This is a genomic window from Peterkaempfera bronchialis (assembly GCF_003258605.2).
In the GTDB taxonomy this organism is placed as follows: Bacteria; Actinomycetota; Actinomycetes; order Streptomycetales; family Streptomycetaceae; genus Peterkaempfera; species Peterkaempfera bronchialis.
Map to the genome: position 1 here is coordinate 553,477 of NZ_CP031264.1, position 12,124 is coordinate 565,600.

At 71.1% G+C, this 12,124-nt stretch carries 8 protein-coding genes; 1 reads left to right on the forward strand and 7 read right to left on the reverse strand.

Features of this window, described 5'->3' with window-relative positions:
• Nucleotides 1–90 precede the first annotated feature (90 nt).
• Nucleotides 91–3,126: a carbohydrate binding domain-containing protein gene (locus tag C7M71_RS02505; protein WP_175607620.1), complete on the forward strand. Its 3,036-nt coding sequence runs from the start codon at nucleotides 91–93 to the stop codon at nucleotides 3,124–3,126.
• Nucleotides 3,127–3,198: 72 nt separating this feature from the next.
• Here the strand turns inward: C7M71_RS02505 and clpB are convergent, their stop codons facing one another.
• From clpB to C7M71_RS02540, 7 genes are all read right to left on the reverse strand, one after another.
• Nucleotides 3,199–5,835, reverse strand: a complete 2,637-nt coding sequence (gene clpB / locus C7M71_RS02510; RefSeq protein ID WP_111490792.1) for an ATP-dependent chaperone ClpB — start codon at nucleotides 5,833–5,835, stop codon at nucleotides 3,199–3,201.
• Nucleotides 5,826–6,197 carry a chaperone modulator CbpM gene (locus C7M71_RS02515; protein WP_111490793.1) on the reverse strand — a complete coding sequence of 124 codons (372 nt, stop codon included), beginning with the start codon at nucleotides 6,195–6,197 and terminating at the stop codon, nucleotides 5,826–5,828. The genes clpB and C7M71_RS02515 overlap by 10 nt, the downstream gene beginning before the upstream one ends.
• Nucleotides 6,194–7,132, reverse strand: a complete 939-nt coding sequence (locus C7M71_RS02520; protein WP_111490794.1) for a DnaJ C-terminal domain-containing protein — start codon at nucleotides 7,130–7,132, stop codon at nucleotides 6,194–6,196. Before C7M71_RS02520 ends, C7M71_RS02515 begins: the two co-directional genes overlap by 4 nt.
• Before the next feature lie 6 nt (nucleotides 7,133–7,138).
• The gene (locus C7M71_RS02525) at nucleotides 7,139–7,669 is read right to left on the reverse strand and encodes a nucleotide exchange factor GrpE (RefSeq protein ID WP_111490795.1); all 531 of its coding nucleotides are present in this window, start codon (nucleotides 7,667–7,669) and stop codon (nucleotides 7,139–7,141) included.
• Nucleotides 7,670–7,677: 8 nt separating this feature from the next.
• Nucleotides 7,678–9,579 (reverse strand): molecular chaperone DnaK, encoded by a 1,902-nt coding sequence (gene dnaK, locus C7M71_RS02530; protein ID WP_111490796.1) that lies wholly within the window; start codon nucleotides 9,577–9,579, stop codon nucleotides 7,678–7,680.
• Between the two features lie 47 nt (nucleotides 9,580–9,626).
• Nucleotides 9,627–10,781, reverse strand: a complete 1,155-nt coding sequence (locus C7M71_RS02535) for a glutathione-independent formaldehyde dehydrogenase (RefSeq protein ID WP_111490797.1) — start codon at nucleotides 10,779–10,781, stop codon at nucleotides 9,627–9,629.
• 326 nt (nucleotides 10,782–11,107) lie between these two features.
• Complete coding sequence (locus C7M71_RS02540) at nucleotides 11,108–12,085, reverse strand: acetylxylan esterase (protein ID WP_111490798.1); 978 nt, start codon at nucleotides 12,083–12,085, stop codon at nucleotides 11,108–11,110.
• Nucleotides 12,086–12,124 lie beyond the last annotated feature (39 nt).

Below are 12,124 nucleotides of genomic sequence, written 5' to 3' on the forward strand. Positions count from 1 at the left end.
ATCTGCCGAAAAAGCTTGCAGCAAGTTGCGCAAGCCGCAGCAACCACCCCTCTGCCCTGCCCCGCGGCCCCACCCCCAAGGAGCACCCCCATGAAAAAAATCAGACCACCCCTGAGGAGACGGACCGGCGCCGTCGTCCTCGTCTCGGCAGCCGGCCTGGTGATGAGCCTGCTGACCGCCACTCAGACCGCCACCCCCGCCGCTGCGGCGGCGGCGACCGGCGAGAGCACCGCGACGGTGTTCTACTACACCAAGACGCGCAGTTGGAGCAGCTACTACCTGCACTACGCGCCCAACGGCGGCGCCTGGACCAACGTGCCGGGCGTGACCATGGAGGCCGCCTGTACGGACTGGGTGAAGAAGACCGTCGACCTGAACGGCGCCAACGGTCTCCAGGCCACCTTCAACAACGGCTCCGGCACCTGGGACAACAACGGGGGCAGGAACTACGACCTGGGTACCGGCACCATCACCGTCAAGGACGGGGTGATCGCCCACAGCGACCCCTGCGGCGGCGACTCCGGCGGCGGCCCGTCGCCCAGTCCGTCACCCGGTCAGGACGGCAACAGCGCCACGGTCTTCTACTCGACCACCAGCGTCGGCTGGCGGACCGTCAATCTGCACTATGCGCCCAACGGCGGTGCCTGGACGGCGGTGCCGGGTGTCGGTATGGAGGCCGCCTGCCCCGGCTGGGTGCGGAAGACGGTCGACCTGGGCAAGGCCACCGGGCTCGCCGCCACCTTCAACAACGGCAACGGCGTCTGGGACAACAACAACGGCAACAACTACGCGCTGCCCACCGGCGTCAGCACGGTGCAGGACCGCAAGGTCACCCAGAACGCCAAGGACCCGTGCGCCGCCGTGGTCCCCGACACCACGGCGCCCACCGTGCCCACCTCGGTGAAGGCCTCGGCCACCGACACCTCCATAGTGCTGACCTGGGAGCCCTCCACCGACGACACCGGGGTGACCGGCTACCAGGTCACCCGCACCGGCGGCAGCAGGGGCACGGTGGTGCTGGACACCGCCTCCACGGTCTACGCCGACTCCGGTCTGGAGGAGAAGACCGCCTACACCTACACCGTCCGGGCGCTGGACGCGGCCGGCAATATCTCCGCCGCCTCCGCCCCGGCCACCGCGACCACCGGCTCCAAGCCGCCGGCGGCCAAGCCCGGTGAGATGATCGGCACCGATCCGCGCAAGGACCCGATCTACTTTGTGCTGACCGCCCGCTTCTACGACGGCGACAGCAGCAACAACCGAGGCGGCAACCAGCATGTGGCCTCCGGCAACGCCGCCAACAACGACCCGATGTTCCGGGGCGACTTCAAGGGCCTGGTCCAGAAGCTCGACTACGTCAAGGGCCTGGGCTTCTCCGCGATCTGGATCACCCCGGTGGTGCTCAACCGCTCCGACTACGACTTCCACGGGTACCACGGCTGGGACTTCTACCGGGTCGACCCGCGCCTGGAGTCCGCCGGGGCCTCGTACCAGGACCTGATCAACGCCGCCCATGCCAAGGGCATCAAGATCTACCAGGACGTGGTCTACAACCACAGCTCCCGCTGGGGCGCCAAGGGCCTCTTCGTGCCCACCGTCTACGGGGTGCGCGACTCCCAGTGGTCCTGGTACTACGACGAGAAGCAGCCCGGCTTCGAGTACGACGGACTGACCATCGACCCCAGGACCGGCAAGTCGTACTACAACGGCGACCTCTGGTCGACCGCCGAGCCGACCGGCAACACCTGCCTCAACTGGGGCAAGCCCACCGGTCAGCGGAGCCCCGAGGGCTACACCCTCTACAACTGCCAGTGGCCCAACCCGACCTCCGGCATGTTCCCGGCCGCGTACTACCACCAGTGCTGGATCGGCAACTGGGAGGGCGAGGACTCCCGCAGCTGCTGGCTCGCCGACGACCTGGCCGACTTCAACACCGAGAACGCCACGGTGCAGAACTACCTCATCGGCGCCTACGACAAGTACATCGACATGGGCGTCGACGGCTTCCGCGTGGACACCGCCGTGCACATCCCCCGGGTCACCTGGAACCGCCGCTTCCTGCCCGCCATCCAGCAGCGCGTCACCCAGGACTGGGGAGCGGAGAAGGCCGCCGGCTTCTTTGTCTTCGGCGAGGTCGGCGCCTTTGTCAACGACAAGTGGAACCGGGGCTCGGTCAACCACTCCGCGCAGTTCTACACCTGGAAGGAGCGCCGGGAGTACAGCGCCGACGACACCCGGGCCGCCCTCGACCAGTACACCTACGAGGAGCAGTTGGGCACCGGCAACCAGCCCACCTCCACCAACGCCTTCCTCAACGGCAACAGCTACCACGCCCCCGACCACAGCATGTTCTCCGGCATGAACATCATCGACATGCGCATGCACATGAACTTCGGGGACGCGCACAACGCCTTCAACAACGGCAAGGACTCCGACGACTCCACCAATGACGCGACCTACAACGTGGTCTATGTGGACAGCCATGACTACGGACCCAACAAGTCCTCGGTCCGCTACACCGGAGGGCAGGACGCCTGGGCCGAGAACATGGCCCTGATGTGGACCTTCCGGGGCATCCCGACGCTGTACTACGGGTCCGAGATCCAGTTCCAGGCCGGCCGGACCATCGACTGCGGGCCCTCCTGCCCGCTGGCCACCACCGGCCGGGCCTACTACGGCGACCACCTGGAGGGCACCGTCACCGCCTCCGACTTCTCCACGGTCGACAGCGCCACCGGTGCGGTCGCCACCACCCTGGCCCAGCCGCTGGTCAAGCACCTCCAGCGGCTGGGCAGGATCCGCCGGGCCATCCCCGCACTCCAGATGGGCCAGTACTCCACCGAGGGGGTCTCCGGCGGCGGCATGGCCTTCAAGCGCCGCTACACCGACGCGGCCACCGGGGTGGACAGCTTCGCCCTGGTCGCCGTGACCGACGGGGCCACCTTCACCGGTATCCCCAGCGGTACCTACAAGGACGCCGTCACCGGTGACGTGAGGACCGTCACCGACGGCACCCTGGCCATCGCCGCCCCCGGCAAGGGCAACCTGCGGGTCTATGTCCTCGACCTGGGCGGCCGGAACGCCGCCCCGGGCAAGATCGGCACCGACGGCCCCTACCTGCGGTAACCGGAAGCACCGGTAGCCGGGACCACCGGCTCTTCGGGCGGGCAGCTACGGACCGCCCGCCCGGAGAGCCGGTCAGGCGGCCCTCGGTATCCGGGGCTCCGAGCCCGGGAGGTCCACGGCCAGCTCGCCGCCATGGGCGTCGACCCGGACCGTGACGCCTTCGTGCACATCGCCCGCGATCATCGCGCGGCCGATCCGGGTCTCCACCTCGTGGGCGATGAAGCGGCGCAGCGGCCGGGCACCGTAGACCGGGTCGAAGCCCTGTTCGGCGATCAGGCGGCGGGCGCTCTCGGTGAGTTCCAGGGTGATGCGCTGCTCGGCGAGGCGGCGGCGCAGGTCGCCGAAGAGGAGGTCCACGATCCGCTCGATCTGCTCCAGCCCCAGCGGCCGGAAGAGCACCACGTCGTCGACCCGGTTGAGGAACTCGGGCCGGAAGTGGCTGCGCAGCTCGCCCATCACCAGGGCCCTGGCCTCGGGGGAGATCTCGCCCTCCTTGGTGGAGCCCTCCAGCAGGTACTGGGAGCCGATGTTGGAGGTCATGATCACCACGGTGTTGCGGAAGTCCACCGTGCGGCCCTGGGCGTCGGTGATCCGGCCGTCGTCCAGCACCTGGAGCAGGGTGTTGAAGACATCGGGGTGGGCCTTCTCGATCTCGTCCAGGAGCACCACCGAGTACGGCCTGCGGCGGACCGCCTCGGTGAGCTGGCCGCCCTCCTCGTACCCCACGTATCCGGGCGGGGCGCCGACCAGGCGGCTGACGGTGTGCCGCTCCTGGTACTCGCTCATGTCGAGGCGGACCATGCTCTCCTCGGAGTCGAAGAGCGCTTCTGCCAGCGTCTTGGCCAGCTCGGTCTTTCCGACGCCGGTGGGGCCGAGGAAGATGAAGGAGCCGATCGGCCGGCGGGGGTCGCGGATTCCGGAGCGGGCCCGGAGCACCGCGTCCGCCACCAGTCGGACCGCCTCGTCCTGGCCGATGACGCGCTGCTGGAGGATCTCGTCCAGGCGCAGCAGCTTCTCCCGCTCCCCTTCGGTCAGCCGGGAGACCGGGATGCCGGTCCAGGCGGCGACGATCTCGGCGATCTCGTCCTCGGTCACCACCTCGCGCAGCAGCCGCTGCTCGCCCTGTTTGAGGACCAGCTGCTGCTCCTCCGCGCCCAGCCGCCGCTCCAGTTCGGTGAGCTTCCCGTAGCGCAGTTCGGCGGCCCGGTTGAGGTCGTAGGCGCGCTCGGCCTCCTCGGCCTCCATGCGGACCTGCTCCAGTTCCTGGCGCAGCGCCTGGACCTTGCGGATCGCCTGGCGTTCGGCGTCCCACTGGGCGTGCTTGGCGTCCGCCTCGGCCCGGAGGTCGGCCAGCTCCCGGCGCAGTTCGGCCAGCCGCTCCCGGCTGGCGGGGTCGTCCTCCTTGGCGAGTGCGGCCTCCTCGATCTCCAGCCTGGTCACCCGGCGGGTCAGCTGGTCGAGTTCGGCGGGCATGGAGTCGATCTCGGTCCGCAGCCGGGCGCATGCCTCGTCCACCAGGTCGATGGCCTTGTCAGGCAGGAAGCGGTCGCTGATGTAGCGGTGGCTGAGGGTGGCGGCGGCGACCAGCGCCCCGTCCTGGATCTTCACACCGTGGAAGACCTCCAGGCGCTCACGCAGACCGCGCAGGATGGAGATGGTGTCCTCGACCGAGGGCTCGTCGACCACCACCACCTGGAAGCGCCGTTCCAGGGCGGCGTCGGACTCGATGTGCTTGCGGTACTCGTCCATCGTGGTGGCGCCGATCATATGGAGCTCACCGCGGGCGAGCATCGGCTTGAGCATGTTGCCCGCGTCCATGGCCCCCTCGGCGGCGCCCGCGCCGACCACGGTGTGCAGCTCGTCCACAAAGAGCAGGATGCGTCCCTCGGCCGCCTTGACCTCGCCCAGCACGGCCTTGAGCCGCTCCTCGAACTCGCCCCGGTACTTGGCGCCGGCCACCAGGGAGCCCATGTCGAGCCCGAAGACGGTGCGGTCGCGCAGTCCCTCGGGGACGTCGCCCCGGACGATCCGCTGGGCCAGCCCCTCCACGATGGCGGTCTTGCCGACGCCGGGGTCGCCGACCAGCACCGGGTTGTTCTTGGACTTCCGGCTGAGGATCTGGATCACCCTGCGGATCTCGGCGTCCCGGCCGATCACCGGGTCCAGGGTCCCCTTGCGGGCCTCGGTGACCAGGTCGCGGCCGTACTTCTCCAGCGCCTCATAGGCGCCTTCGGGCGTCGCCGAGGTGACCCGCTGGTGGCCGCGGACTCCGGCGAGCGCGGCGAGGAAGGAGTCCCGGGTGACGCCGTACTCCTTGAGCCGGCGGCCGGCCGGGGTGGCGCTGCCCTCCTCGATGAGGGCCAGCACCAGGTGTTCCACCGACACATACTCGTCCTTGAGCCGCCCGGCGTCGCGCTCGGCCGTGTCCAGCAGCCGGGCGAGGCGCTGCGTGACGAAGACCTGGCCCGGGGTGGCGCCGGGGCCGGTGGCCCGGGGTCGGCGGGAGAGGTCCTGCTCGACGGCCGAGCGCAGGGCCGGGGTGTCCGCACCGGCCTGGGCCAGCAGGCGCGGTGCCAGGCCGTCGGGCTGGTCGAGCAGGGCGAGCAGCAGGTGTTCCCCGTCCACCTCGGTCTGCCCGAGGCGGGAAGCCGTGGTCTGCGCCTCCTGCAACGCCTCCTGGGACTTCTGGGTGAGGCGGTTCATGTCCACGGCGGTTCACTCCTTGCTCCGGCCCACGGCGTCCGGTGGGGGCGGCGGCGCAGTTCGGCTTCCAGGTGGTCGATGTGGTCGAGCAGGTCGAGGACCAGTCCGATCGAGGCGTAGTTGAGGCAGAGTCCGGCCCGCAGCCGCTGGATGCGGGCGAGTTGGTACGGCGCCCCGGGCGGGAACCAGAGGCGGCCGGTGGCGTCCCGCTCGGCGTCGAGCAGGCCCAGTACGGCGAATCGGCGCACCAGGTCGGGGTGGACCCCGCCGGTCCTGGCGAGCGATTCGGCGCTGAGCCGGTGGGGGCGGGCGAGCGGGTAGCGCCTCTCCGGCGGCTGCTGCCCGGCCCGGGTGGACCGCGTGGTCACGGCTGCCTCCTGGGGTCGAAGGACGACTCGGCGGCCAGTTCCTGGAACAGCTCGCGCTCGCGCGGGCCGAGGGAGGGCGGGACCATGACGCGGACCTCGGCGTAGAGGTCTCCCGGGGCGCCGTGCGGATTCGGCATGCCCTGACCGCGCAGCCGCAGCCGGCGGCCGGTCGAGGAGCCGGCCGGGATGTGCACCTTGAGCGTGCCGCCGGGGGCCTCCAGCGGAACGGTGGCACCGAGCGCCGCCTCCCAGGGGGTCACGGGCAGCGGAACGTGGATATTGCGGCCGTCCAGCCGGTAGCGGGGGTGCGGGGCGATCCGCACCACCAGGTAGAGGTCGCCGGAGGGTCCCCTGCCGCTGCCCCGGCCGCCCTCTCCGGCCAGTCGGATGCGCTGCCCGTCGACGGTGCCGGGCGGTACCTCGACCTCATAGCCGCCCGACCGGCCCGGTCCCCGCAGGGTGACCCGGTGGCGGCCACCGCGATAGGCCTCCTCGACGGTGAGCGGGAGTTCGGCCTGCTGGTCGGCGCCCGGGATCGGGCCGGTCGCGCCCCGGGCGCCGAAGAAGCCCCCGAAGAGGTCGTCGAGGTCGATGCCGCCGTCGCCGCCCCCGCCCGTCCAGACCCGGCCGCGAGCTCCGCCGAACGGCCCCCGGCCGCCGGGACCCGCACCGGCACCGGCACCGGCCGCCACCCGTTCCTCCCAGTCCTCCGGGACCTGCCGGAAGTTCTCCCCGAACCGGTCGTAGCGCGCTCGGGTCGACGGTTCGGAAAGCACCTGGTACGCCTCGTTGATCTCCTTGAACCGCTCCTCGGCGGCGGGGTCGCGGTTGACGTCCGGGTGGTGGCGCCGCGCCAGGCGGCGGAATGCCTGCTGGATCTCGTCCGCGCTCGCGCCGCGGGGGACGCCCAGTGCCTCGTAGTAGTCCCGTGCCATGGCTGCTCACCCCTGCCGCCGGTTGACCACCACGGCTGCCGGGCGCAGTTGCCGACCGGGCTCGCCATAGCCCGGGCGCACCACCTTGACCACGGTGTTGGGGTCCGCGCCGGGCTCGTCGGCCAGGCTCACCACCTCGTGCCGGGCCGGGTCGAAGGGCACATCCGCCTCCTCGTGGCGCCGGTAGCCGAGGGCCGCCAGCAGGTCGACGGCCTGGTCGCGTACCGCGCGCACGCCCGCGACGATGGTCTCCGGGTCCGCCTCGGCGTGTTGCAGCGCCAGTTCCAGGTTGTCGAGCACCTGCAACCAGGCCCCGGCGACCCGGTCCCGTTCGGCCTCCCGCTCCTGCCGGGCTTCGCGGGCACAGCGTTTGCGCAGGTTGTCGAGGTCGGCCAGGGCCCGCCGGAGGCGGTCCTCCGCCTGCTCGTACTCCCCGAGAGGCACCGTGCGGGGAGCGTCCTCGGGCTCTGCGGCGGCGGTCTCGCCGGGCGGGCCGACCGCAGGCTCCGCCGGTGCATCCTCGCGCTGCTCGGACATGGGTCTCCTCAGCCACGGTCGAATTCGGCGTCGATGACGTCCTCGTCGGGTCCGGTGCCCCCGGTGGAGCCCTCGGCGGGGCCGGACTCCGGGGGTCTGCCGTCGGCCCGGGTGCCCGGCTGGACCGCCGCGAGGCCGTGGTAGACCTGCTGGAGTTCGGAGGCCAGGCTGCGCACCCGGTCCAGCGGCGCCTGCTCCTGGACGGCCGTGCGGGCGTCGGAGACCAGCAGTCCGGCGCGGGCCCGCTCGTGTTCCGGTGCGGCGTCGCCCAGTTCGGCGAGGCGGCGCTCCACCTGGTACGCGACCGCGTCCAGCGCATTGCGGGCGTCCACGGCCTGCCGCAGGTCCTGGTCCTCGGCCCGGTGGCGTTCCGCCTCCTCGATCATGCGGTCCACCTCGGAGCGGTCCAGGTTGGAGCTCTCGGTGATGGTGATGCCCTGTTCGGCGCCGGTGTCCTTGTCCCGGGCGGTGACATTGACGATGCCGTTGGCGTCCACGTCGAAGGTGACCTCGATCTGCGGCTCGCCGCGCGGCGCGGGGCGGATGTTCTCCAGGCGGAACCGGCCGAGGACCCGGTTGTCGGCGGCCTTCTCCCGCTCGCCCTGGAGCACCACGATGTCCACGGCGCCCTGGTTGTCGTCGGCGGTGGAGAACACCTCCGTACGGCGGGCCGGGATGGTGGTGTTCCGCTCGATGATCTTGGTCATCACGCCGCCCTGGGTCTCCACGCCCAGCGACAGCGGGGTGACGTCCAGCAGCAGCACATCGTGGACCTCGCCCTTGAGCACGCCCGCCTGGGTCGCGGCGCCCAGCGCGACGACCTCGTCCGGGTTGACGCTCATATTGGGGTCCTTGCCGCCGGTGAGCCGGCGGACCAGCGTCTGCACGGCGGGGATCCGGGTGGAGCCGCCCACCAGGATGACCTCGTCGATGTCGCTGTCGGTGACCTTGGCGTCCGCCATGGCCTGCTTCACCGGGCCCAGGCAGCGCTCCACCAGATCGGCGGTGATCTGCTCGAAGGTGGCCCGGCGCACGGTCTCCGTCAGGTGCTTTGGCCCGGAGGCGTCGGCGGTGATGAACGGCAGGCTGACCTGCGTCTGGGTCACCGAACTCAACTCCGTCTTGGCCTTCTCGGCCGCCTCGAAGAGCCGTTGCAGCGCCTGCGGGTCCGCGCGCAGGTCGATGCCGTTGTCGCGCTGGAAGCCGTCCGCGAGGTGGTCCACCAGCCGGCGGTCGAAGTCGTCGCCGCCCAGGTGGCTGTCGCCGGCCGTGGACCGGACCTCCACCACGCCGTCGCCGACGTCCAGGATGCTGACGTCGAAGGTGCCGCCTCCCAGGTCGAAGACCAGCACGGTCTCATGGCCCTTCTTCTCCAGCCCATAGGCGAGGGCGGCGGCGGTCGGCTCGTTGATGATGCGCAGCACCTCAAGGCCGGCGATCCTCCCCGCGTCCTTGGTGGCCTGGCGCTGGGCGTCGTTGAAGTAGGCCGGCACGGTGATCACGGCCTCGGTGACCCGCTCGCCGAGCGACTGGGCGGCGTCACCGGCGAGCTTGCGCAGCACCTGTGCGCTGATCTCCTCGGGTGCGTACTGCTTGCCGCGCACCTCGAAGCGCGCGGTCCCGTTGGCTCCCTCCACCACGTCGTAGGCCACCGCCTTGGCCTCCTCGGCCACCTCGTCGAAGCGGCGGCCGATGAAGCGCTTGGCGGAGTAGATCGTGCCCTTGGGGTTGAGGATCGACTGGCGGCGGGCCAGCTGGCCGACCAGCCGCTCGCCCTCCTCGGTGAACGCCACCACGGAGGGGGTGGTGCGGGACCCCTCCGAGTTGGGGATCACGCGCGGCTCGCCGCCCTCCCAGACGGCGATCACCGAGTTGGTGGTCCCCAGGTCTATTCCGACTGCCTTGGCCATCACGTGCTCCTTGTCCGGGGGCGGATCACGCCGGACGGTCTCCCGGCTCAGCGGGTGGTGCCACCGGGGTGCAGGACGACCTTGGTCCAGCCGTCGTCACGCGCGTCGAAGTGCCGGTACGCCTCGGGCGCCTCCTCCAGCGGGATCTCATGGGAGACGATCCAGGACGGCTTGGCCTTGCCCGAGTGGACCAGGTTGCGCAGTCGGCGGTTGTACGCCTTGACGTTGCACTGGCCGTTGCCCACGCTCTGCCCCTTGAACCAGAACAGGCCGTAGTCGAAGGCGACTTCGCCCTGCCGGTAGAGCTGGTCCGGGCTGTGCGGGTCCTGGGGGACGAAGACCCCGACCACGCCGATGCGGCCGGCGAAGCGCACCGACTGGACCAGGTTGTTGAGGGTGAGGTTGGGGTGCTCCTGGCCCTGCGGATCGTGGGCCTGGTACCCGACGCACTCGCAGCCGCAGTCGGCGCCGAGCCCGCCGGTCTCCTCAAGCACCCGGTCGATGGGGGAGACCTTGGAGTCGTCCACCGGGATCGCGCCGATCTGCTCGGCCAGGGCCAGGCGGTCCGGGTGCCGGTCCACCACCAAGACCTTCTCGGCGCTCTTCAGGGTCGCGGACAGAGCGGCCATCAGGCCGACCGGACCGGCGCCGTAGATCACCACGGTCTCGCCGGGCAGCACCCCGGCCAGCTCGGTGCAGTGCCAGCCGGTCGGGAAGATGTCGGAGAGCATCACATAGTCGGTCTGCCGCTCCCGTGCGTCCTCGGGCAGCACCAGGCAGTTGTGGTCGCCGTAGGGCACCCGCAGCAGCTCCGCCTGGCCGCCGGAGTACGGTCCCATGCCCGCGAACCCGTAGGCGGCACCGGCCATCCGGGGGTCGGGGTTGGTGCTCAGGCAGAAGGCGGTCAGGCCCTGCTCGCAGTTGCGGCAGAAGCCGCAGGAGATGTTGAACGGCAGACAGACCAGGTCGCCCACGCGCACCCGGTCGACGGCGTCGCCCACCTCCACGACCTCGCCCAGGTTCTCGTGGCCGAGGGTGCGGCCGGTCTCCATGTCGGTCCTGCCCTCGTACATATGCAGGTCCGAGCCGCAGATATTGGTGGCGGTGATTCTCACCAGCACATCGGTCGGCCGTTCTATCCGCGCGTCGGGCACGTCCTTGACCTTGACGCTGCGCGGCCCTTCGTAGACCAGTGCCTTCATGGGATTCCCCTTCGCTTGCGTCACGCGCGTACGCGGTGCGGCCACCGATGGGCCGGGCGTACCGAGACAGGCGAGAAGGGCTGTCCCGCCGCGTCTGCGCGGCGGGCCGGCGAGTCGGCGGCGGTTGAACGCCGTGCCGCTGCTCGCCCGTTGCCACTGCTCACCTCTTTCAGGCTGTCACCCTCAGGAGGTATGTCAAACGGGGGGAAAGGGCATGCCGCCGTCCCGCCGCCGCCCGTCTCGGGACGGGCAGCGGCGGGACGGCGGCGGCACGGCGGCGGTACGGCGGCGGGACGGCGGCGGGACGGCAGCGGGACGGCGGGGTGTCAGGACGCGGTGAGCGGGAGGGAGCGCAGAAAGCGGAGCTGCTCCAGGTCCTGGTAGTAGCCGCCGCCCTCGTGGCGGTTGTACGGCCAGAGGCGGATGTCCTTCTCGCCGGCGTAGTGGTTGTACGCGGCGAAGACCGTCGAGGGCGGGCAGATGTCGTCCATCAGCCCGGCCGAGAAGAGCGCCGGGGCGGTGGCACGGGCGGCGAAGTTGACGCCGTCGAAGTAGGACAGGGTGCGGAAGACCGGCTCCACGGCCTCGCGGTGGGTGCGCAGATAGGTCCAGATCTCCCGGTAGGCGTTGCCCTCCACCACATGCAGCGCCCGCCGGTAGTGGCAGAGCGACGGCTGGTTGACCAGGGCCGCGCCGACGTCGTCGGCCAGCGCGGCGGCGGCCAGCGCGATGCCGCCGCCCTGGCTGCCGCCGGAGACGATGATCCGGGCCGGATCGACGGACGGATGGGCGCGGGCCGCGTCCACCGCCCGGACGGCGTCGGTGAAGACCCGGCGGTAGTAGTAGTCGGCCGGGTCCTGGATGCCCCGGGTGACCATCCCTGGCGAGGACGGCCCCGAGCTGCCGTAGGGATCGCCGGTGGCGCCCGGTTGCAGCGAGCCGCCCTGGCCCCGGGTGTCCATCAGCAGATGGACATAGCCGGCCGCGGGCCAGGTCAGCCACTCATACGGGAAGCCCCGCCCGCCGCCGTAGCCGAGGAAGCCGACCACGCACGGCAGCGGCCCGGTGGCGGAGGCGGGGACCAGCAGCCAGCCGGCCACCGGGTCGCCGCCGAAGCCGGGGAAGCGCACATCGAAGACGTCGACCTCGCTGAGGCAGGCGTCATAGGGGTGGAACTCCGGCGGGCGGTCGTGGGTGCGGGCCTCGGCGAGGGTCTCCGCCCAGAAGGCGTCGAAGTCGTCGGGCTCCTCACGGTCGGGCAGATAGCGGCGCAGTTCCTCCAGCGGGAGGTCCATCTGGGGCACGGTGCGGCTCCTCGGGGATGCAGGCGGCGGGGTGACGGC